Below are 23,520 nucleotides of genomic sequence, written 5' to 3' on the forward strand. Positions count from 1 at the left end.
GTGGACAGCCATACTTCTGATTTATGGCAGCAAATTTTATCAATCATACAAAACAAACTCAGCAAACCCAGCTTTGACACCTGGTTCAAAGCAACCAAAGCCACCAAGCTGAATGACCGTTCAATCGTCATTTCCGCACCAACCACGTTTGCCGTCGAATGGCTGGAGAGCCGTTACACCAAATTGGTTGGCTCGACGGTATACGAGTTGCTTGGCAAGCAAGTCGATGTGAAATTTGTCATCGAAGAGAACAAGCCTGCTGAACCGGACCCGCAACTGCCGGCTCCAACGCCTACAGTTGTACAGGAAGAAGCCGTACTCAGCATGCTGAATCCGAAATATACGTTCGATACATTTGTCATCGGGCCGGGCAACCGTTTTGCCCATGCCGCATCGCTGGCGGTCGCTGAAGCGCCCGCCAAAGCTTACAATCCTCTCTTTCTGTATGGAGGAGTAGGTCTCGGTAAAACTCACTTGATGCATGCGATCGGACATTATGTTCTGGAGCATGATCCGGGCAGCAAAGTCGTTTATTTGTCGTCTGAGAAGTTCACGAACGAATTCATTAACTCGATCCGTGACAACCGCGGGGAGAGCTTCCGTAACAAATACCGGAGCGTCGACATTTTGCTCATTGATGATATTCAGTTCTTGGCGGGAAAAGAATCAACACAAGAGGAATTTTTCCATACGTTTAATGCGCTGCATGAGGAACGGAAGCAGATTATCATCTCCAGCGACAGACCACCGAAGGAAATTCCGACATTGGAAGAACGGCTTCGTTCTCGCTTTGAATGGGGGTTAATCACGGATATCCAGCCTCCAGATTTGGAGACAAGGATCGCAATTTTGCGGAAAAAGGCACGTGCGGAAAACTTGGATATTCCGAATGAAGCGATGATGTACATTGCCAACCAGATTGACACCAACATCCGTGAACTGGAGGGCGCCCTGATTCGGGTCGTTGCTTATTCTTCACTGACTAATCAAGATGTAACCACTCATCTGGCAGCTGAAGCACTGAAGGATATTATTCCTTCCAGTCGTCCCAAAATGATCACTATTCATGACATCCAACAAAAGGTCGGCGAGTATTATAGCCTTAAGCTTGAAGATTTCAAAGCACGGAAACGGACCAAGGCAGTTGCTTTTCCAAGACAGATTGCCATGTATCTCTCTCGTGAACTGACAGACTTTTCTCTGCCCAAAATTGGGGAAGCATTCGGAGGACGAGATCACACCACTGTCATACATGCTCACGAAAAAATCTCCCAAGCGATTAAAAACGATCAGGATCTCTATAAAGTTATCAACAACTTAACCGAAAAAATAAAGAATCCAACCTGAACAAGTCCCAAGCCTATGCACAACGTATACACATGTGGATAGGCTTGGGTGTACGGGTTTATACCCACTTATCCACATATTCAGTGCCCCTATTACTATTATTACTAAAAAGATCTTAAAGATATCATCTCCAAAATAGCCATTTCGGAGCTTAGCCTTCGGCCTTTGAAAAACACCTTTTAACACCCCAACACCCAAAAAAACAGCTAGGAGTGAAACCATGAAAATCAGCATAATGAAAAACTACTTAAACGATTCCATACAGCAAGTATCCAAAGCGATCTCGAGCCGTACGACGATTCCGATTCTGAGCGGTATTAAATTCGACGTGAATCATCAAGGTGTAACGTTGACAGCAAGTGACACCGATATATCCATTCAATCCTTCATCCCGCTTGAAGATGGAGATAAAAGCGTAGTTCAGGTAGATCAACCCGGCAGTGTAGTTTTGCCAGCCAAGTTTTTTGTGGAGATCATCAAAAAGCTGCCATCACAGGAAGTGCACATGGAAGTCAAAGAGAACTTCAACACCTTTATCTCCGCAGGTGCTACCGAAATTCAACTGGTAGGTTTGGATCCGGAAGAATTCCCGGTACTGCCAAGCATCGAAGAAAACCAAACCGTCTCCATTCCAGGAGATTTGCTGAAAAATATGATTAAACAAACGGTCTTCTCCATTTCCACACATGAGACTACTCCAATCCTGACAGGTGTACTCTGGAGTTTGGGTGACAATGAATTGAAATTTGTGGCAACAGACCGGCACCGTCTTGCTACTCGATCAGCAATGCTGGATAATGCAGAAGGTATCCGCTTTAACAACGTGGTCATTTCCGGTAAAACGCTGAACGAGCTCAGCAAAATTGTTCCGGATCAAAATACCCTTGTGGATATCGTTGTTGCAGATAACCAGGTTCTGTTCAAAATCGACCGTGTATTGTTCTACTCCCGTATTTTGGACGGAACATATCCGGATACTTCTAGAATTATTCCAACGTCATACAAAACAGAACTTGTTTTAGATACAAAAAAATTAAGTGAATCCATTGACCGGGCTTATTTGCTGTCGCGTGAAGAGAAAACAAACATCGTGCGTATGCAAACGATGGATTCGGGATCCGTTGAAATTTCTTCCAGCTCTTCCGAGCTAGGTAAAGTAAGAGAAGAAATCGAACCTGCCGAGTTTACAGGAGATCCGTTAAAAATCTCGTTCAACTCCAAATACATGCTGGATGTGCTGAAAGTTGTTGAAAGTGAGCAGCTGATGATTGCTTTTACAGGAGTCATGAGTCCAATTATCTTGAAACCGCTGGATGACAGTCACAGCCTTTACGTGATATTGCCATATCGGACGACCAACTAACGAAAGGAAGATCATAGTGAACCAAGTTACGATTCGTACGGAATATATTAAGCTTGATCAATTTTTGAAACTGGCTGATTGCATCCCAACTGGAGGTATGGCCAAAGCTTTGCTTCAGGAAGGTCTTGTACGTGTGAATAAAGAGCCTGAGGAACGCCGGGGACGTAAGTTATACCCTGGGGATATCGTTGAAGTGGACGGAGAAGGCACATTCGAAGTTGCTGCAGAATAAGAAGACCAGTTCGATCCTGCTGCCTCCTGACGGACGGGATAAAAGGGAGGTTACCGCGTGTTTGTGAACAGCATTGATCTGCAGAATTTCCGCAATTATGAACATCTGAGACTGGATTCTTTTGGTCCCGTAAACTTGTTGATCGGGCAAAATGCCCAAGGCAAGACCAATCTTGCAGAGGCGATTTTTGTACTTGCACTCACCAAGAGCCACCGTACATCCCGTGACAAGGAGTTAATCCGTTTCGGTGAGGAACGTGCCAGACTTGCAGCAGAGGTCGACAAAAAGTACGGATCGGTCAAGCTTGAACTATCTTTGTCGCAACAAGGCAAAAAAGCAAAGATTAACGGCCTGGAGCAGCGCAAGTTAAGTGATTTTGTCGGAGCGCTCAATGTTGTGATGTTTGCGCCGGAGGATCTGGAGATTGTAAAAGGCACACCGGGGGTCCGCCGCCGGTTTCTTGACATGGAGATTGGACAGGTTGCACCAGGTTACCTGTATCACCTGCAGCAATACCAAAAAGTGCTCGTCCAACGAAACAATTTGCTTAAGCAGTTATGGGGAAAAGGGGCATCGGCCCAGACCATGCTTGAGGTGTGGAACGAACAACTGGTCGAGCATGGTGTTAAAATCGTCAAAAAAAGGAAACAATTCATAAAGAAACTGCAAAAGTGGGCAGAAACGATTCATCAGGGGATCACCGGAGGCGGAGAAGTCTTGCGGCTGGCCTACCTTCCTTCCTTCAGCGAAGCCGCTGAGGAAGATGAAGCTGTCTTAATGGACCAATTTATGATAAAATTATCACAAATGAAAGAGCAGGAGATTCGCCGAGGCACAACCCTTAGTGGGCCGCATCGGGATGACCTGTCCTTTTTCATTAACGATCGGGAAGTACAAACATATGGCTCGCAGGGGCAGCAGCGCACAACGGCGTTGTCCCTTAAACTTGCGGAAATTGAACTGATTCATGAAGAAATCGGAGAATATCCAGTTCTGTTGCTGGATGATGTTCTGTCCGAGCTGGACCCTTTTCGCCAGACGCAGCTGATCGAAACGTTCCAGAGCAAGGTGCAAACCTTTATTACGGCTACGGGGATCGAGAGCCTGAACGTTGACAAGCTCAAAGATGCCAGTATTTATCACGTTCATGCCGGACAGGTTGAACGCTAAGGAGTGAGGGGCTTATGTACATTCATCTGGGCGGTGAGAAGATCATCCGTTCTTCCGAATTGGTCGCTATTTTTGATATATCGATTGAAAAATCCTCAAAGATCTCCAAGCAGTATGTCACGCATGCCGAGCAGGAAAAAACAGTGGAACACATCGGCGAAGAGGAAGCCAAGTCCATTGTGGTGACCAAAAACATTGTGTACTACTCGCCTATTTCCTCAGCCACGCTGAAAAAGCGGGCTCACATTTTTCCGGATCTCTAGCGTTGTGTGGCATAAAATTAGTTAACGCATATTTACGATATTGAATCTATAGAAGTAGGTGAAAGGCATGTCTATGAATCAACCGTCATATGATGCGAATGAAATTCAGGTCCTTGAAGGATTGGAAGCCGTACGGAAGCGTCCGGGCATGTATATCGGTTCCACCAGTTCCAAGGGCCTGCATCATCTGGTCTGGGAAGTAGTGGACAACAGTATTGACGAAGCGCTTGCAGGTTACTGCGACCACATTGAGGTCAGTATCCATGAAGACAATAGCGTGACTGTAGTCGATAACGGACGGGGTATTCCTGTCGGCGAACATACCAAAATGAAACGTCCTGCACTTGAGGTAGTTATGACTGTCCTCCATGCAGGGGGAAAATTTGGCGGCGGCGGATATAAAGTATCCGGTGGTTTGCATGGTGTTGGTGTGTCCGTTGTGAATGCACTCTCTGAAAAAGTGGTTGTAACGGTTAAACGTGAGGGACATATCTATCAACAGGAATATCGCCGTGGAGCTCCACAGTATGACCTGAAAGTGATCGGTACAACCGACGAAACAGGAACAACGGTTAGATTCCATCCAGATCCTGAAATTTTCACGGAAACAAGAGTGTTCGAATATGACATCTTGCTTGCCCGGATTCGTGAGCTGGCATTCCTGAACAAGGGCATCGGTCTTACATTGACGGATGAGCGTACAGGTGCAACCAACTCGTTCATGTACGAAGGCGGCATTATCGAATACGTCTCCTACCTGAACCAGAAGCGCGAAGTCCTGCATGAGAATCCAATTTACGTCGAAGGTTCCAGAGATAACATCCAGGTGGAAGTTGCCCTGCAATACAATGACAACTACACCGAGAATATCTATTCCTTCGCGAACAATATCAACACGCATGAGGGCGGAACGCATGAATCAGGTTTCAAGAGTGCCCTTACGCGGATTATCAATGACTACGCCCGTAAGGCGGGGGTAATCAAGGACAGCACGGGGAACCTTTCCGGAGATGACGTGCGTGAAGGTTTGACGGCCATTATTTCGGTCAAGATTCCGGAACCACAATTTGAAGGACAGACGAAGACCAAGCTGGGCAACAGCGAAGTGCGTGGTATTGTCGAATCCTTGTTTGCCGAGAAACTTCAGGAGTTTCTGGAAGAGAATCCTTCCGTATCCCGTCGCATTTTGGAAAAAGGGCTGCAAGCAGCACGTGCGCGTGAAGCTGCCCGTAAAGCCCGTGAACTGACACGTCGTAAAGGTGCACTCGAAGTAAGCTCACTTCCAGGTAAACTGGCAGACTGTTCATCCAAGGATGCTTCAATTAGTGAATTGTACATCGTCGAAGGTGACTCTGCAGGCGGATCAGCAAAGCAAGGTCGGGATCGTCATTTCCAAGCGATTTTGCCGTTGCGTGGTAAGATTTTGAACGTGGAAAAAGCGCGTCTGGACCGGATCTTGGGTAATGCCGAGATTAGAGCAATTATTACGGCGATGGGTACAGGTATTGGTGATGACTTCGATATTGCCAAAGCCCGTTATCACAAAATCATTTTGATGACCGATGCCGATGTCGATGGTGCTCATATCCGAACACTGTTGCTGACATTCCTGTATCGGTACATGCGTAAAATCATTGAGGCAGGCTATGTATATATTGCTCAGCCGCCATTGTTCAAGATTGAGCGTAACAAAGTGATTCGTTATGCCGGTTCCGAGAGAGAGCGCGATGAAATTATTGCAACGCTCGGCGAAAATGCGAAATTCAACGTTCAGCGTTACAAAGGTCTTGGCGAGATGAATGCCGGACAATTGTGGGAAACGACGATGGATCCGGAGAGCCGGACCATGATGCAAGTATCGATTAATGATGCCATACTTGCTGATACCATGTTTGACACCCTGATGGGGGATAACGTTGAACCGCGTCGTGACTTTATCCAGGAAAATGCAAAATACGTGAAAAACCTCGACATTTAACATATTCGAAGAGGCGCCTGAGAGGGCGCCTTTTTTATATTAGGGAAGGTATGGAACAGGGAAGGCGTATACTTAGATATCCATATCCCTTTGTTATCTGCGTACACGTTTTTTGGCAGATGAAGCCTGTGCTTTAGGGGATGGCCGGGAGCTCTTACCCTTTTTGGAGGGCAAACGACCGTACGCAATCGCATAACGTTTGATCTTCCGGTACGCCTCCTTGTCCGGTAATAAGCCAAAGGCATAAATGCCTGGCAGTGTGTTGACTTCAAGAATCCAGGGACGCCCTGCTTCGTCTAGCGCAATATCAATACCAATCTCTTTGAGTCTTGGAAATGATGTTTGCAATTGCACAGCGGTATGAATACCTAAGCGGTACAGCTCAGTGCGAAGTTTTTTGAAGCCATCCTGGTGAAGATGGGGGAGTACAAGTTCTTCAAACGTAGCCAATCGCCCACCACCATGAATGTTAGTGATGATTTTGCCCGGGGCAGCAATACGTCCCAGAACACCTGTTGTTTCCCAGTTGTGTTGCAGATTTTTCTGAGTTAACACACGCAAGTCAAAAGGCAAATTTTCATGCTTCATCAGCGAGATTCCCTGTTGAATGATATATTCACGTTCCTGAATACGATCATTCAGTGCTCGTTCGAGTTCGTCAAGGGAATGAAATGATCTCTCCTCTGTACCGTATTGGAGATGATATGTTGTTGTGAGATAGGTAGCTCTGGAGATAACAGCACTTGCTTCGGGTTCATCAGCCAGGTTTCGATCATTGGTTTCTTCCGAAACCTCTGCATCTGTGGTGGAATCTTCGGAATTAACAACAGGTTCGTATAAACGGGTTGTTCTCACCCGCATAACGCCATTACCGTAAGTGCCACGGTCCGGTTTGATATAGTTGGACTCAAATAATTCAGTCATTCGTTCCAGAGTTTGACGGCTATATTTTCGGGTCACTGGGATATATTCATTCACAATGCGACTGCGTTGTAACACGGCTGTTTTGGCCCATTTGCTGGAGACGCGTTGGATACCCAAGATTCATCAGTCCTTTCATGTTTTGTTCAGTTCTAAAGAGGGACCAGACACGGAGAAATCAAAGGACAAGAGACGATTTCAGTGGTATAATAGAGAAATATGGCGTTTTGTGCGATGAGCTGCACAATTTGCAGTTTGATCGTAGGACGGGAATGGCTTTAGCCTCGGTAGGCACAGTACATATGCCGTTTTTCTAGCATTGTATGTGCAATTGGGGAGGAAGGCAGGGCGTATCCCCAGACACGCAGAAGTTCCCGGAAGAAAGGCTATTGCCCAGCGGACGTTTAATTGTGTAACTTTTGTGAAAGTAATATAATAAAGAGTAGCGTTCTTGCGCGGTTTTAGCCTTGTTAGGCTTTTCACATATAATCAACTTTTTTGCATGACGGAATGGAACGTTTGTTGAAGGACAAGAAGGAGGTCCAGCATGGCGGAAGAAATGAACTCTCAGATTACAGATCGGGATATAGGCGTCGAGATGCGTGAATCGTTTATGGATTATGCGATGAGCATCATCGTTAGCCGTGCCTTACCTGACGTGCGTGATGGATTGAAGCCGGTTCACCGGCGTATTCTGTACGCGATGTCAGAGCTCGGCATGACACCCGATAAACCACATAAAAAATCAGCCAGAATCGTCGGCGAAGTTATCGGTAAGTATCACCCACACGGTGACTCTGCTGTTTACGAGACGATGGTACGGATGGCACAGGATTTCTCCCTGCGTTATATGCATGTAGATGGACATGGTAACTTTGGATCGGTCGATGGTGATATGGCAGCAGCCATGCGTTATACCGAAGCACGTTTGTCCAAGATTGCTATGGAAATGCTCAGAGATATCAACAAGGATACGATTGATTTCCAACCGAACTATGACGGTGAAGAACATGAGCCAATCGTTCTGCCTGCTCGTTTTCCTAACTTGCTTGTCAATGGGGTTGGCGGGATCGCGGTAGGTATGGCTACCAATATTCCTCCTCATAACCTGGGTGAGGTCATTGATGGTGTACAGGCCATGATTCAAAATCCGGACATTACATCCATGGAACTCATGGATTACATTCAAGGACCAGACTTCCCTACGTCCGGCTACATTTTGGGCCGCTCAGGCATTCGCCAGGCGTATCAGACCGGACGTGGTTCAGTAACGATGCGGGCTAAAACCAACATCGAAGAGAATAACAACAAGGCACGAATTATCGTTACAGAGCTGCCTTATCAGGTAAACAAGGCGAGACTTGTTGAGAAAATCGCTGAGTTGGTACGTGATAAAAAGATTGATGGTATTACTGACCTTCGTGATGAGTCTGACCGTAATGGTATGCGGGTTGTAATTGAGCTTCGCAGAGACGTGAATCCGGGGGTTGTCCTGAACAACCTGTACAAACATACATCGATGCAATCCACTTTCGGGATTAACATGCTTGCGATTGTTAATAAAGAACCTAAAATCCTGAACTTGCGCGAAGTGTTGTATCACTACCTGCAGCATCAGATTGAGGTTATTCGCAGACGTACGCAGTTTGAACTGAAAAAGGCTGAAGCTCGTGCACACATTCTAGAAGGTTTACGTATTGCGCTGGATCATATCGACGAGATTATTACGTTGATTCGTTCATCCAGTAATGCGGATGCAGCAAGAGAAGGTTTGATTGAGCGCTTCTCACTCAGTCATGATCAGGCTCAAGCTATTCTCGATATGCGTTTGCAACGACTCACAGGTCTGGAACGCGAACGTATTGAAAATGAATATAACGAACTGATGGTCAAAATCAGAGAGTATCGCGAAATTCTGGCCAATGAGCATCTGGTGCTTGAGATTATCAGTACGGAACTGCAAGAGATCCGCGACCGCTTCAGCGATGATCGTCGTACGGAGATCACTGTAGGTGAAGAGAGTATTCTGGATGAGGACCTGATTCCACGTGAAGAGGTTATCATTACGATTACTCATACAGGCTACGTGAAACGTCTGCCGGTATCCACATACCGCAGCCAGAAACGTGGTGGACGTGGAGTCGTGGGTATGGATACAAAAGATACCGACTTTGTCGAGCATCTGTTTGTGACAAACTCCCACAATTACCTCATGTTCTTCACTGACAAAGGTAAAGTGTACCGTCTCAAAGCTTACGAGATTCCAGAGCTTGGACGTACCGCACGGGGAACGCCGATTATCAACCTGATCCAAATCGAGCAGGGCGAATCGGTCAATGCCGTAATTCCGGTCCAGGAATTCGAAAGTGACAGATACTTGTTCTTTGCTACCCGCCAAGGGGTTGTGAAGAAGACGCCACTTGAGGATTACACCAATATTCGCAAAGGCGGCTTGATCGGTATTTCCTTACGTGATGATGACGTTCTGATCGATGTTAAGCTGACCGATGGATTGCAAGAGATCATCATGGGTACAGCTCACGGAATGTCTATTCGATTCTCGGAAGGTAACGTACGTTCCATGGGACGAAGCGCAACCGGGGTCAAAGGGATTACATTGGATGAACAGGATGCTGTTATCGGCATGGATGTAGTTGATAAAGAGCTTGATGTTCTGATCGTTACAGCCAAAGGTTACGGTAAACGTACACCTGTCAGTGATTATCGGATGCAGACTCGTGGCGGTAAAGGGATCAAGACTATTAATGTCACAGAGAAGAACGGCTCAGTAGTCAGCCTCAAAATGGTTAAAACCGAAGAGGATCTGATGATTATCACGTCCAGCGGTACGTTGATCCGGATGAGCATGGAAGGCATATCCACTATGGGTCGATACACGCAGGGTGTGAAGCTGATTCATATTCGTGACGAGGATTCAGTAGCTACAGTCAGCCGAATTGACAAAAATGAAGAGGAACCAGACGATGAGTCGCTTGAAGGCTTGGAAGGCGAGGAGTCCCAAGCTCCGGAAGTAAGCTTGGAAGAAGGCACCGTTTCTGACGCTGAGGTTAATGAAGTTGAGGGCGACGACGATTCCGGTTCGGAAGCATAAAATAGAATTTTATAAAGACTGATCTCTTTGAGATTGGAAGAAGATTGCGAGGGCTCCCACCGGGAGCCCTTTTGTTTGTATAAAGGAATCTCTTCTTTTATTCTTCCGAATCTGGGATGTACAGCCTGATTCCTGAGTAATATAATGGGAAATATCATGAAAAACCGGGACTATGGTCTTGTTTGTATTAACATAGAAGAACGATGAGTGAGGGGAATACATATGGGATTAATCACCCTGTCAGAAGTCAAACCAGGACTCAAACTTGGGAGTGATGTGCAAACACTTCGCGGCAACGTTCTGCTTCAGAAGGGAAAAGTCATTTTACCCAAGGATATGGAAGTGCTCAAAGCCTTTATGATTCAACAGGTAGATATTGAACAGGAAAGAATGGTGTCGAGTAGTACAGGAACCAAAGGTGCATCTGTGTCCGCAGGAAGTTCTGCCAATGACAACAATGGTGAACGGACAGGGAAGACAGGGAACGTCACCACAGCTCCTGTAGTAACGTCTTTGCAGGATGAGTATGAGAAGATGGTCGGACTAACGAAAAATGCTTTCCTGTCCTCTCTGGCGGCTGAATTACCGGTCTATGAGTTACGTACACAGTTGGAGGCTGTGTTTGCACATCTCAAACAATATAATGTGCTTACCTTCAGTCCACGAGTAATGCAAGAACATGATTATGTATATCACCATGCCGTACTGAGTGCGATCACATCCTATCAACTGGCTCAATGGATCGATCTCCCCTCCAAGGATTGGATGCAAGTGGCTTTTGCAGGCTTGTTCCATGATATTGGTAACAACAAGGTAGATCCGCAGATACTCCATAAACCATCCACGTTGACGGCTACAGAGCAGGAAGAGATTCGTCAGCATACGAAATATGGTTATCAGATCCTTAAACAGGCAAAGGCCATTAATGAGGGAGCCAGACTTGCAGCTTTACAGCATCATGAAAAAGTGGATGGTTCAGGCTACCCGTTGCAGCTTAGTGGGACGCAGATTCATATTTATGCCAAGATTGTAGCTATCGCTGATATTTTCCACGCCATGACGCTGGAGAAGATCTACCGCAAGGCGCAATCACCATACCTAGTCCTAGAACAGATCCAAAGTGAGGCATTTGGGAAATTGGACCCTGCAATTGTAAGAGTATTTGTTCAACGGTCGACCCAGATCCATAATGGCATCCGAGTAAAACTCAGCAATAACCAGATTGGAGAGATCGTATTCTCTGATCGAGATCATCCTACACGGCCTATGGTGTCAGTAGAAGGAACCATCATTAACCTGATGCAGCAACGGCAGCTTCACATCCAAGAGGTTATCGGATATTAATAGATATTAAAGTAACTTGATGAGAGGGCCTTTCTTTTATAGAGAGGCTTTTTATGTGAGATAAATGTGGAAATGTAGAAAAAAACAAAAAGATTATAGAAAGATATATAATTACTCAAAAAAAGACTTGCATTCAATATCTGTACATGGTATATTCTAAGTCCGGCCAAGAAAACACGGTTTACACGGTGCGGCAAGCAAATGAAATAAGCTTCGAAAGAAACTTAAAAAAAGAGCTTGCAAAGTTGGTTCGGATGTGATAAGATATAAAAGTTGCTGAAGAGAACAACATTCGGTAACGAAAAAAGTTTGATCTTTGAAAACTGAACAACGAGTGAGTAAACATTCTGCTTGCAGAATGAACGCGAAAGTTTGAAACAAGCCTTGGCTTGAATCGACTGGAGCACAAATGAGATTTTAATCTCGTCAGATTCAAAATGAGCTTATCGCTCTTTTCAATACTTTATTGGAGAGTTTGATCCTGGCTCAGGACGAACGCTGGCGGCATGCCTAATACATGCAAGTCGAGCGGACTTGAAGAGAAGCTTGCTTCTCTGATAGTTAGCGGCGGACGGGTGAGTAACACGTAGGCAACCTGCCCTCAAGTTTGGGACAACTACCGGAAACGGTAGCTAATACCGAATAATTGTTTTCTTCGCCTGAAGGAAATTGGAAAGACGGAGCAATCTGTCACTTGGGGATGGGCCTGCGGCGCATTAGCTAGTTGGTGAGGTAACGGCTCACCAAGGCGACGATGCGTAGCCGACCTGAGAGGGTGATCGGCCACACTGGGACTGAGACACGGCCCAGACTCCTACGGGAGGCAGCAGTAGGGAATCTTCCGCAATGGGCGAAAGCCTGACGGAGCAATGCCGCGTGAGTGATGAAGGTTTTCGGATCGTAAAGCTCTGTTGCCAGGGAAGAACGCTTGGGAGAGTAACTGCTCTCAAGGTGACGGTACCTGAGAAGAAAGCCCCGGCTAACTACGTGCCAGCAGCCGCGGTAATACGTAGGGGGCAAGCGTTGTCCGGAATTATTGGGCGTAAAGCGCGCGCAGGCGGTCATTTAAGTCTGGTGTTTAATCCCGGGGCTCAACCCCGGATCGCACTGGAAACTGGGTGACTTGAGTGCAGAAGAGGAGAGTGGAATTCCACGTGTAGCGGTGAAATGCGTAGATATGTGGAGGAACACCAGTGGCGAAGGCGACTCTCTGGGCTGTAACTGACGCTGAGGCGCGAAAGCGTGGGGAGCAAACAGGATTAGATACCCTGGTAGTCCACGCCGTAAACGATGAGTGCTAGGTGTTAGGGGTTTCGATACCCTTGGTGCCGAAGTTAACACATTAAGCACTCCGCCTGGGGAGTACGGTCGCAAGACTGAAACTCAAAGGAATTGACGGGGACCCGCACAAGCAGTGGAGTATGTGGTTTAATTCGAAGCAACGCGAAGAACCTTACCAGGTCTTGACATCCCTCTGATCGATGCAGAGATGTATCTTTCCTTCGGGACAGAGGAGACAGGTGGTGCATGGTTGTCGTCAGCTCGTGTCGTGAGATGTTGGGTTAAGTCCCGCAACGAGCGCAACCCTTATATTTAGTTGCCAGCATTTCGGATGGGCACTCTAGATAGACTGCCGGTGACAAACCGGAGGAAGGTGGGGATGACGTCAAATCATCATGCCCCTTATGACCTGGGCTACACACGTACTACAATGGCCGGTACAACGGGCTGCGAAATCGCGAGATGGAGCCAATCCCAACAAAGCCGGTCTCAGTTCGGATTGCAGGCTGCAACTCGCCTGCATGAAGTCGGAATTGCTAGTAATCGCGGATCAGCATGCCGCGGTGAATACGTTCCCGGGTCTTGTACACACCGCCCGTCACACCACGAGAGTTTATAACACCCGAAGTCGGTGGGGTAACCGCAAGGAGCCAGCCGCCGAAGGTGGGATAGATGATTGGGGTGAAGTCGTAACAAGGTAGCCGTATCGGAAGGTGCGGCTGGATCACCTCCTTTCTATGGAGAATCGTTTCCTGCAACGGAAACATTCAAATAAGCAGGTTCTTAGAACCTGCAACAGCGATTCATTTCGGTCCGCCACTTCGGTGTGGATGAAATGAAGAGCACAAAACACTCACTCGTTGTTCGGTTTTGAGAGCTCAAACTCTCAAAACAGCTTGCTTTTGCATGGAGCTTGTTCTTTGAAAACTAGATATCGAAACGAAACAAACGCGAATTAGAACATTCCTTTAAGCTGATCTTGTGTAAACAAGTCAAGTGTATAAAGGTAGTTAAATTGCTTTTGTGAGGGTATCGGGTGAGAGCGACTTTTGGCTTTGCGCAAGCAAAACAAGGGAAGCGAGCGACCGAAACCGGAACAAAATGGTTAAGCTACTAAGAGCACACGGAGGATGCCTAGGCGCTAGGAGCCGATGAAGGACGTGGCGAACAACGAAACTGCCTCGGGGAGCTGTAAGCAAGCTTTGATCCGGGGGTGTCCGAATGGGGAAACCCAGCTGGGGTAATTTCCAGTTACACCTAACTGAATACATAGGTTAGTGTGAGGCATACCAGGGGAACTGAAACATCTAAGTACCCTGAGGAAGAGAAAACAATAGTGATTCCGTCAGTAGCGGCGAGCGAACGCGGAGAAGCCCAAACCAGAGAGCTTGCTCTTTGGGGTTGTGGGACGTCTCACATGGAGTTACAAAGGAACCGGTTAAGCGAAGAGGTCTGGAAAGGCCCGCCAAAGAAGGTAAAAGCCCTGTAGTTGAAAGTCTGTTCCCTCCGAGACGGATCCCGAGTAGTGCGGGGCACGTGAAACCCCGTATGAATCCGGCAGGACCATCTGCCAAGGCTAAATACTTCCTAGCGACCGATAGTGAAGCAGTACCGTGAGGGAAAGGTGAAAAGCACCCCGGAAGGGGAGTGAAATAGAACCTGAAACCGTGTGCTTACAAAAAGTCAGAGCCCGTTTTAGGGGTGATGGCGTGCCTTTTGTAGAATGAACCGGCGAGTTACGTTCCCGTGCAAGGTTAAGGTGAAGAGCCGGAGCCGCAGCGAAAGCGAGTCTGAATAGGGCGACTGAGTACGTGGACGTAGACCCGAAACCGGGTGATCTACCCCTGTCCAGGGTGAAGGTGCGGTAACACGCACTGGAGGCCCGAACCCACGCATGTTGAAAAATGCGGGGATGAGGTGGGGGTAGCGGAGAAATTCCAATCGAACTCGGAGATAGCTGGTTCTCCCCGAAATAGCTTTAGGGCTAGCCTCGGAAAACAGAGTCGTGGAGGTAGAGCACTGATTGGGTGCGGGGCCCGCAAGGGTTACCAAGCTCAGTCAAACTCCGAATGCCATAGACTTACTTCCGGGAGTCAGACAGTGAGTGCTAAGATCCATTGTCAAAAGGGAAACAGCCCAGACCATCAGCTAAGGTCCCCAAGTGTGTGTTAAGTGGGAAAGGATGTGGAGTTGCACAGACAACCAGGATGTTGGCTTAGAAGCAGCCATCATTGAAAGAGTGCGTAATAGCTCACTGGTCGAGTGACTCTGCGCCGAAAATGTAACGGGGCTAAACACACCACCGAAGCTATGGCTTGATGCTTTGCATCAGGGGTAGGGGAGCGTTGTATAAGGGTTGAAGGTGTACCGTAAGGAGCGCTGGACATTATACAAGTGAGAATGCCGGTATGAGTAACGAAAAGATCAGTGAGAATCTGATCCGCCGAAAGCCTAAGGGTTCCTGAGGAAGGCTCGTCCGCTCAGGGTAAGTCGGGACCTAAGGCGAGGCCGAAAGGCGTAGTCGAAGGACAACAGGTCGAAATTCCTGTACCACCGTAAGCCGTTATGAGCAATGGGGGGACGCAGTAGGGTAGTGACGCGGACTGATGGATGTCCGTCTAAGCAGTAAGGCTGATGTGTAGGCAAATCCGCACATTGTAAGGCTGAGCTGTGATGGGGAGCGAAAATTGTAGTAGCGAAGGTCATGATCTCACACTGCCAAGAAAAGCCTCTAGCCAGGTGAAGGTGCCCGTACCGCAAACCGACACAGGTAGGCGAGAAGAGTATTCTAAGGCGCGCGGAAGAACTCTCGTTAAGGAACTCGGCAAAATGACCCCGTAACTTCGGGAGAAGGGGTGCCCCGGTAGTGTGAATAGCACGAGGGGGCCGCAGTGAAAAGGCCCAAGCGACTGTTTAGCAAAAACACAGGTCTGTGCGAAGCCGTAAGGCGAAGTATACGGGCTGACGCCTGCCCGGTGCTGGAAGGTTAAGGGGAGTGGTTAGGAGCAATCCGAAGCTGTGAACCGAAGCCCCAGTAAACGGCGGCCGTAACTATAACGGTCCTAAGGTAGCGAAATTCCTTGTCAGGTAAATTCTGACCCGCACGAATGGCGTAACGACTTGGGCGCTGTCTCAACGAGAGATCCGGTGAAATTTTAATACCTGTGAAGATGCAGGTTACCCGCGACAAGACGGAAAGACCCCATGGAGCTTTACTGCAGCTTGATATTGAATTTGGGTACGATCTGTACAGGATAGGTGGGAGCCTTTGAAACGTGAGCGCCAGCTTGCGTGGAGGCAACGTTGGGATACCACCCTGATCGTATCTAGGTTCTAACCTGGTACCGTAATCCGGTGCGGGGACAGTGTCAGGTGGGCAGTTTGACTGGGGCGGTCGCCTCCTAAAGAGTAACGGAGGCGCCCAAAGGTTCCCTCAGAATGGTTGGAAATCATTCGAAGAGTGCAAAGGCATAAGGGAGCTTGACTGCGAGACCTACAAGTCGAGCAGGGACGAAAGTCGGGCTTAGTGATCCGGTGGTACCGCATGGAAGGGCCATCGCTCAACGGATAAAAGCTACCCTGGGGATAACAGGCTTATCTCCCCCAAGAGTCCACATCGACGGGGAGGTTTGGCACCTCGATGTCGGCTCATCGCATCCTGGGGCTGAAGTAGGTCCCAAGGGTTGGGCTGTTCGCCCATTAAAGCGGTACGCGAGCTGGGTTCAGAACGTCGTGAGACAGTTCGGTCCCTATCTGTCGTGGGCGTAGGAAATTTGAGAGGAGCTGTCCTTAGTACGAGAGGACCGGGATGGACGTACCGCTGGTGTACCAGTTGTTCCGCCAGGAGCACCGCTGGGTAGCTATGTACGGACGGGATAAACGCTGAAAGCATCTAAGCGTGAAGCCCCCCTCAAGATGAGATTTCCCAGTATGTAAGACCCCTTGAAGACGACGAGGTAGATAGGCTGGGGGTGGAAGTGCAGCAATGCATGGAGCTGACCAGTACTAATCGGTCGAGGGCTTATCCAATAGCAAGTTGTAATTCGCGTGTTTCGTTTCGAATCTAGTTTTCAGAGAACAACAACTCTGAAATGTAAGCTACGCGTTTGGTGGCGATGGCGGAGGGGTTCCACACGTACCCATCCCGAACACGACCGTTAAGCCCTCTAGCGCCGATGGTACTTGGACCGCAGGGTCCTGGGAGAGTAGGACGCCGCCAAGCAAAGAACCACTGCCGATGTTATTCGGTGGTGGTTTTTATTTGTTTATAAGGATTAAATATGATAAGTGGAAGCTCTGACATGATCGATACTGGAAGGTAACATTTTTGTTACGGATAACAGCGGCAAAACCAGTATAATAGGACTATGTTAAATATGCTAAAAGTACCTGACCACAGAGCTGGAATGTGCAGCTGTGAAAAGGAGGGTGTGTGTGTTAAGTTGGCGGAGACTTGGACTACAATCATTTCTGTTGCTTTGTTTGACCGTTGTTCTAGCAGGATGCGGTGAAGCTTCAGGATCTGTATGGACTTCATATGAAGGTGCGGTGAACGAGAAGAGTTTTCCGGTGCCGAAAGTAGCGAATAAATCTGACCAGTCTGAAAATAATTCGGATATGGATTATGTTCGATATACGCTGTCTGGTATTAGTGAGAGTACTAGCTTGCCTGAGGTATATCTAGACGAGATTAAAAGCTGGGGTTGGACAGAGAGGCAAGCCAAGGGTACATCCAATGAATCCAGTACCTTGCGTGTATTTGCAAAGGAAGGACATACTGTGCATTTAGCAGTACATGATGGTTCCTTTACACTAATGGTTCCTAGAAATGATGCTACTCAAACGACAGTTAAATCATTGGCTGAAGATGATTAAGCTGGTTAAAGTATGGTTTGGTATGATTAATTAACGCTGTGATGTTCCTTATAATATAGTAAAGCTCCCGTGTACGATCGGGGGCTTTTTTTTGCGAAGTAGGCTTTAGTAATGATGGGAGAATCTATCACGTATGGTGGATCAGAGGTCATAAAGGTACAGAAGGAATGAATGGCTGATGGAAAGCAGCTTGAGGGCATATAGAGCTGAGACTGAGTGAGAGATCGCTCAAGGCGTAAGTTCTACAAGATATCTGGGGTTATGAGGATATGGAGCAGCGGGAGGAAAAGAGGAGAAGAACGGAGTCACGAGTGGGGATAACTCATTTAACTATGCCCATGCTGTGGATAATGGATGAGAAGGGAACAAGAAATAAAGGTTATCCACAGTGGATAACCTTTATTTGAGCATGTGAGGCTGAGTCAACTGAACGATACACGATTATGTTTTTGCATCAGATTATTCGAAGGGCTCAGCGGTTATGTATTACAAGTAAGTAAGGTACATTGAGTATTGCATAAATGAGGGAGTGTTATTGCAGATAATATGAGACATCTTGTTCATTCAATTTGATGAGTCCGTCTTTACGCTCACGGGAGAGAACCATTACAACATACAAGCGAGGACCCAGCAACCACAAATGCCAGAAGATCAGCGAGAGGGTGAAGGACAATGGCGACCATATCAAACATACTGTAATGATACATAGTCCAATCCAGCTCATGTTAAGGTGTACCCGGACAAACATCCGGAAGCTAAAATGCTGATCAGGGATATAACCTAACCAGGGCATACGCATATTCCAGCGCCAGCGTTTGGCGTAAGAGGTACGGACCAGAAGTAATATGGTTCTGGCGATGACATAATGAATCCAGATGGTGATTGGACCTGCCAGTACAAAAAAGAAGAGGCCAGTCCAGGAGAATGCGAGTAGATTGAATAAGAGCATGATGACCGGCAGACACAGATAGCTGTAAATGACACTGCGGGCGATAGCCTTTTTTTTCAGAAGCCGGTATTGATAAAATGTTGCTTTATTCTCCGGTTCGGCGATCATACGATTATATATCCTCCTTCGGATTCACGTTTGTGTGGGGTAGGTATTCATTGTTCTTACACGAGTAAAAGGGAATGAATCATACATGTATGTATATATGAACCTTGTATCTCACGCCATGACGATTGTACAAGATATTGAGATTCGACGGAGCTTATCTCAGTATACTCCCGAGTACACGGACTGTCAGGCTTTAATATCGTTATCATGTATTATATATCGGCTGGGATTCCAAGTTTTTTTAAGGAAATTAAATATAAGTTTGAGTCAGGCCAAGGGATACGTGATGTAGAGGTAAATGCGATGGAATGTAGGATAACTGTATATACATAAGCAGGTGAATGTTCTTGTAGGGAGAATGAATGTATTTTTCGGTACAGACACCCAAGAGGGGGTGGGCGAATATATATATTTTATAGAAAGAAAGCACTATGAAAATGTTTAAAATAATAGAAACTGTGCAATACTGATAGTAAACGTAAAACAAGGTGGGATGGTTCATGGAAGAACATGCCGAACACACATGTATTATCTGCGAGCAAAGAAAAAGAGAAGGCATTTTTATTGTATCTGAATTCATATGTGACACTTGTGAAGCAGAAATGGTTCATACCGACGCGCAGGATGCCAAGTACAATTATTTTATTCATCAAATGAAGCAAATTTGGGTACAAAAAAACGCATAATAAATGTTGCTAATAGAAGTAGAAGCGAAACATCACATTGTAACGATGCTGATGTGTATAGAGGCCCAATGGGCCTTTTTCTGTTTTTAAGAGGAGAGATTGTCTTGTATGCCATCTTGGGAAGGCGTATGCTGATATAATGGTATAGATCATTTGCAGTAACGCGTGTGGAGATGGGGGAAGAAGTGAGTTCCTTGGATTAGGAAGCATTTTGAAGCGCATAGGACGCACATAATATATGTACAGGATGGTTATTTCATGGAACATAAAAATAAATCAAGTAGAGCCCCTTTATATGAAGCGTTGCTTGCGTATCGTGATTCGAAGCAGCGTTCTTTTCATGTGCCTGGGCATAAGAATGGACAAGCTTACCGACATTTGCTGGAACAAGCAGAAGCAGGGCAATCTCCAGCTAAGGATATCGTTAATGAGGAACAACAGCACAACGGAGTGATCCAGAACGATGGAGGAAAGAATGTTAACCAGAAGGTAGAGCGTTTCAGTTCGGTGGGTGAACATGGGGCTGATCTGGAGAGTGTGGAACGACTCAGCGTTGAAGGGGCTCACTCGGAATTAGAACTGGTACCGGTGCGTTCATTTCTGGAGATGATGGAGATGGATGTTACGGAGATTACGGGCACCGACGATTTGCATCATCCGGAAGGTGTAATCCAGGAAGCACAGGAGCTTGCGGCAGATTGTTTTGGAGCGGAGGAGAGTTTCTTCCTTGTGGGAGGCAGTACGGCAGGTAATTTGTCTCTATTACTAACTGTGTGTGATGAGCCGGACAGTATTGTGCTGGTGCAACGAAATGTGCACAAATCGGTTATTCACGGGTTAATGCTGGCAGGCGCAAGAGCTGTATTTCTGGAGCCGTGGGTCGATCCTGCGTCTGGACTTGCGGTCATGCCGTCGGTGGAGACGGTTCAGGCTGCTGTCCAGTCCTACCCTGAGGCAAAGGGCGTGTTAGTCACGTTGCCCAATTATTACGGCATGGGCGCTGATCTGACGCCCATAGCCGAGGTATGCCACGCCGCTGGCATGCCATTGCTCGTGGATGAAGCGCATGGCGCGCATTATGGGCAGCATCCGGAGCTGCCTGTCTCTGCACTGTCATGCGGAGCAGACGGTGTCGTGCAGTCGACACATAAGATGCTGACGGCCTTCACCATGGGTGCCATGCTGCACATTCAGGGACCACTGTTAAACCGGTCCCTGTTAAGGCAGCGCCTGGGCATGGTGCAAAGCTCAAGCCCATCATACCCGGTGATGGCTTCGCTTGATTTGGCGCGCCGGCTGTTGCACGTGCAGGGCGCGAACACTTTCACGGCGGGACTCGCCGCCGTGAATGCCTTTAAGCGCGGCCTCGCGGAGCTACCGCGCTTCCAGTTGCTGCAGCCTGCACAGCCGCTGCAGCCAGAACCGCCAGCCGGAACAGCGAAGCCGGCTGGCATGTCCGTGTCCGCTGCGCAGCAGACACGGGAGGGCCTGACCGCGGCGGCGATGCCAGCTGCCGCGGGGTATACCGCTCAGGACCCATTCAAGGCCGTCATCTATGACGGCGCAGGGGTGCTGAGCGGTTATGGGCTACAGCAGCAGCTGGAAGCATGCGGCTGTGTGCCTGAGATGAGCGACGAACGGTACGTCGTCTTGCTCTTCAGCCTGGGCTCAACGGTGCAAGATGCTCAGCACCTGTTGCAGGCTTTACACCATATCAGCTCTGCCAACGGGCATGAGCAGGTCCAATCTAATGCAGAGCCATCGCAACAGATTGCGAAAGGTTCGGCACATTATATTTCCACGTGGAACAATTTACAAGAAACCACTCGCTACTCGGAACCGATCTCCTTTACACTGCAACCAATTGTGGAGACGAATACGATCAATGTGCCGATAGAAGAAAGCGTAGGCTGTCGATCAGCTGAGATGGTAGTCCCGTATCCTCCAGGGATTCCGCTTGTATATCCGGGTGAACGTATTAGTACATCGATGGTGGCTCGTATACAACTCCTGCGGGATGAGGGTGCAAAATTTCATGGGGTATCCGATGCATCTCTACGGTCATTGAAGGTTATGAAGGAATGAAGGGAACACATGAGGATCTGAATTGCATTCACCAATAGGTAGGCAATATGACCAATACGGATAGCGATACCGGACCCTACACATGTGAGGGTCTCTTGGTCATTAATCTAGTTGCTAGGGTGTGTCTTCAAACTCAGGCATGCAATACGTTGAAGGATGTCAGGGTCCAACATCTTGAAGTCAAGGAATGCTGATCCTGGCGAATTGTCCAGACGATTTTCTAAGGAAGCGAGGACGTCTTATTTAGCCTTCGAGTACTCCTTTTATTTTGTAAGGAACCTGAGACACGTTATTAACCAAATTGACCTAACAAACACGCTGTAAACGGCTGGTTATTCCAATATAACGTGTTTCAGATTCCTTAGATTGCTGCGGGCGCTTCAAATCGCTGAATAAGACGTCACAGGGTCGTTAGCGCTCCCGCTCCGTGCCCTGCTCCAGACACATTCAGTTTGAAGACACGCTTTAGTTCAACTTATACAGATAGACATAAGAAAGAAGGGAACACTTTGGGTATTCCGCTAAAAAAATATACAGGAATAGTCCTGCAAGTTTTGTTGATGTACGGTTTTTATTGGATTGGAAACTTGATTCAAGCTGTACTACATCTGCCGTTAACAGGAAGTATTGTGGGCATGCTGGTATTGTTTGTCGCCATTCAACTGGGATGGATCAAAATGAGCTGGGGAGAAGAAGGGTCGACGTGGCTTCAATCTCATCTGCAATTGTTGTTCATCCCGCCAACTGTGGGCATTATTAATCATTTTGATTTTTTTAGAGCGAACACCTTGTTATTGGTTCTGGGTTTGATCGTTAGCACATTAATCACATGTCTGATATCTGCCAAATTAAGTGAGTGGCTTATGACATGGAGATCGTCTCATTCAGGCAAAAAGGAGGCGATCACTTGTCAGCATTCATCCTCGGAATTGGAATGATCGCGCTAACCATCGCTGTATATATTCCAGCTACTCGTCTATATAAAAGGCTGAAATGGCCGATCCTTATGCCTGTACTCACAACGACTGCCATACTGATCCTGATATTGGTGATTTCCGGTATAAAGCTGGATACCTACATGCTGGGTGGAAAATGGATACAGGAGCTTTTGGGTCCAGCAGTTGTATCGCTCGCTTTTCCCTTGTCCAGATATCTGCATGTGCTGAAGCAAAATATCATTCCAATTGTGGGTGGAACAATCGGAGGCAGTATTACAGGTATCGCTACAGGCGCTTTAATCGCCATTCTGCTCGGCTATCCGCAAGAGATGGTCATCGCTTTATTGCCAAAATCAGTGACAACTCCTGTGGCTATTCAACTCGCTAATCAGGTTGGGGGGAATGCTTCATTCACATCGCTGTTTGTGATGATTGCAGGATTCTCAGGGATACTATTGGGGCCGATGCTCTTGAAATGGGCCAAAGTCCGCAGTAAACATGCCTATGGAATTGGACTGGGTTCAGCATCTCATGCCCTCGGCATGGCAAGGTCTTTTGAATATGGAGAGAATGCGGTAGCCCTCAGTTCAGTTTCCATGATTGTCAGTGCTATTGCCGGATCAATTATGCTTCCATTATGGGTATGGATCATCTACGGTTGAATGCTTTACTTTGTTGTTCATGTTGGAGTAACCGCTGACCTATAGTATGATAGAAAGAAACAAGCTTGTATGATCTTGGTGTTATTAATACGTACCGATATAGCTGTAGCTATACACCTCTGGGCAGGGGATATCATATCTTGTAGCAAGAGGGTCTAAGCATATTCCATTACAGCAGCAATACATGCAATTATCGACATAGAAAG

General features: G+C 47.3%; 15 protein-coding genes and 3 rRNA genes. 16 read left to right on the forward strand and 2 right to left on the reverse strand.

Going from position 1 to position 23,520, the window contains the following annotated elements:
- The 6 genes from dnaA to gyrB all read left to right on the forward strand — a co-directional run bounded on the left by dnaA (position 1) and on the right by gyrB (position 6,353).
- Positions 1–1,347, forward strand: a complete 1,347-nt coding sequence (gene dnaA / locus V6668_RS00005) for a chromosomal replication initiator protein DnaA (RefSeq protein ID WP_036611990.1) — start codon at positions 1–3, stop codon at positions 1,345–1,347.
- Between the two features lie 220 nt (positions 1,348–1,567).
- Positions 1,568–2,710 carry a DNA polymerase III subunit beta gene (gene dnaN / locus V6668_RS00010; protein WP_017691408.1) on the forward strand — a complete coding sequence of 381 codons (1,143 nt, stop codon included), beginning with the start codon at positions 1,568–1,570 and terminating at the stop codon, positions 2,708–2,710.
- Between the two features lie 16 nt (positions 2,711–2,726).
- A complete protein-coding gene (gene yaaA / locus V6668_RS00015) occupies positions 2,727–2,942 on the forward strand; it encodes a S4 domain-containing protein YaaA (RefSeq protein WP_036611994.1) in 216 nt (71 codons plus the stop codon).
- Between the two features lie 57 nt (positions 2,943–2,999).
- Positions 3,000–4,112 carry a DNA replication/repair protein RecF gene (gene recF, locus V6668_RS00020; RefSeq protein ID WP_017691406.1) on the forward strand — a complete coding sequence of 371 codons (1,113 nt, stop codon included), beginning with the start codon at positions 3,000–3,002 and terminating at the stop codon, positions 4,110–4,112.
- Positions 4,113–4,126: 14 nt separating this feature from the next.
- Positions 4,127–4,375, forward strand: a complete 249-nt coding sequence (gene remB, locus V6668_RS00025; protein WP_017691405.1) for an extracellular matrix regulator RemB — start codon at positions 4,127–4,129, stop codon at positions 4,373–4,375.
- 67 nt (positions 4,376–4,442) lie between these two features.
- The gene (gene gyrB, locus V6668_RS00030) at positions 4,443–6,353 is read left to right on the forward strand and encodes a DNA topoisomerase (ATP-hydrolyzing) subunit B (RefSeq protein ID WP_036611997.1); all 1,911 of its coding nucleotides are present in this window, start codon (positions 4,443–4,445) and stop codon (positions 6,351–6,353) included.
- Between the two features lie 93 nt (positions 6,354–6,446).
- On the opposite strand, the gene V6668_RS00035 is transcribed toward gyrB, so the two are convergent.
- Complete coding sequence (locus tag V6668_RS00035; RefSeq protein WP_338707443.1) at positions 6,447–7,394, reverse strand: YheC/YheD family protein; 948 nt, start codon at positions 7,392–7,394, stop codon at positions 6,447–6,449.
- 427 nt (positions 7,395–7,821) lie between these two features.
- Here V6668_RS00035 and gyrA point away from each other — a divergent pair, with 427 nt between their 5' ends.
- The 6 genes from gyrA to V6668_RS00065 all read left to right on the forward strand — a co-directional run bounded on the left by gyrA (position 7,822) and on the right by V6668_RS00065 (position 17,886).
- Entirely contained in the window at positions 7,822–10,386 is a 2,565-nt protein-coding gene (gene gyrA, locus V6668_RS00040) for a DNA gyrase subunit A (RefSeq protein WP_036612002.1), read from the forward strand.
- 222 nt (positions 10,387–10,608) lie between these two features.
- Positions 10,609–11,730 (forward strand): HD-GYP domain-containing protein, encoded by a 1,122-nt coding sequence (locus V6668_RS00045; RefSeq protein ID WP_338707444.1) that lies wholly within the window; start codon positions 10,609–10,611, stop codon positions 11,728–11,730.
- Positions 11,731–12,193: 463 nt separating this feature from the next.
- A 16S ribosomal RNA gene (locus V6668_RS00050) occupies positions 12,194–13,746 on the forward strand.
- A gap of 368 nt (positions 13,747–14,114) precedes the next feature.
- Positions 14,115–17,040, forward strand: a 23S ribosomal RNA gene (locus tag V6668_RS00055).
- Between the two features lie 76 nt (positions 17,041–17,116).
- Positions 17,117–17,233: ribosomal RNA gene (rrf, locus tag V6668_RS00060) — 5S ribosomal RNA — on the forward strand.
- Together the 16S, 23S and 5S rRNA genes form the textbook arrangement of a ribosomal RNA operon.
- A gap of 212 nt (positions 17,234–17,445) precedes the next feature.
- A complete protein-coding gene (locus tag V6668_RS00065) occupies positions 17,446–17,886 on the forward strand; it encodes a hypothetical protein (protein ID WP_017691399.1) in 441 nt (146 codons plus the stop codon).
- A gap of 532 nt (positions 17,887–18,418) precedes the next feature.
- On the opposite strand, the gene V6668_RS00070 is transcribed toward V6668_RS00065, so the two are convergent.
- Positions 18,419–18,943, reverse strand: coding sequence for a hypothetical protein (locus V6668_RS00070; protein ID WP_036606136.1), 525 nt, complete (start codon positions 18,941–18,943; stop codon positions 18,419–18,421).
- A gap of 500 nt (positions 18,944–19,443) precedes the next feature.
- Between V6668_RS00070 and V6668_RS00075 the strand changes: the two genes are divergently transcribed.
- The 4 genes from V6668_RS00075 (at position 19,444) to V6668_RS00090 (ending at position 23,314) form a co-directional block, all read left to right on the forward strand.
- On the forward strand, positions 19,444–19,629 hold the full coding sequence (locus V6668_RS00075) for a sigma factor G inhibitor Gin (protein ID WP_017691396.1): 186 nt from the start codon (positions 19,444–19,446) through the stop codon (positions 19,627–19,629).
- A 258-nt stretch (positions 19,630–19,887) separates the two neighbouring features.
- Complete coding sequence (locus V6668_RS00080; RefSeq protein WP_338707445.1) at positions 19,888–21,714, forward strand: aminotransferase class I/II-fold pyridoxal phosphate-dependent enzyme; 1,827 nt, start codon at positions 19,888–19,890, stop codon at positions 21,712–21,714.
- A gap of 587 nt (positions 21,715–22,301) precedes the next feature.
- Positions 22,302–22,652, forward strand: a complete 351-nt coding sequence (locus V6668_RS00085) for a CidA/LrgA family protein (RefSeq protein WP_338707446.1) — start codon at positions 22,302–22,304, stop codon at positions 22,650–22,652.
- Positions 22,622–23,314 carry an LrgB family protein gene (locus V6668_RS00090; protein WP_338707447.1) on the forward strand — a complete coding sequence of 231 codons (693 nt, stop codon included), beginning with the start codon at positions 22,622–22,624 and terminating at the stop codon, positions 23,312–23,314. The genes V6668_RS00085 and V6668_RS00090 overlap by 31 nt, the downstream gene beginning before the upstream one ends.
- The last annotated feature ends 206 nt before the right edge of the window (positions 23,315–23,520 follow it).

The sequence above is a fragment of the Paenibacillus amylolyticus genome (assembly GCF_036894225.1).
GTDB classification, from domain to species: Bacteria; Bacillota; Bacilli; order Paenibacillales; family Paenibacillaceae; genus Paenibacillus; species Paenibacillus amylolyticus.

What these genes read in the sequence shown, in the direction of transcription:
- dnaN (WP_017691408.1), top strand. Translation starts at nt 1,568, where the DNA reads ATGAAAATCAGCATAATGAAAAACTACTTAAACGATTCCATACAGCAA.
- remB (WP_017691405.1), top strand. Translation starts at nt 4,127, where the DNA reads ATGTACATTCATCTGGGCGGTGAGAAGATCATCCGTTCTTCCGAATTG.
- gyrB (WP_036611997.1), top strand. Translation starts at nt 4,443, where the DNA reads ATGTCTATGAATCAACCGTCATATGATGCGAATGAAATTCAGGTCCTT.
- gyrA (WP_036612002.1), top strand. Translation starts at nt 7,822, where the DNA reads ATGGCGGAAGAAATGAACTCTCAGATTACAGATCGGGATATAGGCGTC.
- V6668_RS00045 (WP_338707444.1), top strand. Translation starts at nt 10,609, where the DNA reads ATGGGATTAATCACCCTGTCAGAAGTCAAACCAGGACTCAAACTTGGG.
- V6668_RS00070 (WP_036606136.1), bottom strand. Translation starts at nt 18,943, where the DNA reads ATGATCGCCGAACCGGAGAATAAAGCAACATTTTATCAATACCGGCTT.
- V6668_RS00075 (WP_017691396.1), top strand. Translation starts at nt 19,444, where the DNA reads ATGGAAGAACATGCCGAACACACATGTATTATCTGCGAGCAAAGAAAA.
- V6668_RS00080 (WP_338707445.1), top strand. Translation starts at nt 19,888, where the DNA reads ATGGAACATAAAAATAAATCAAGTAGAGCCCCTTTATATGAAGCGTTG.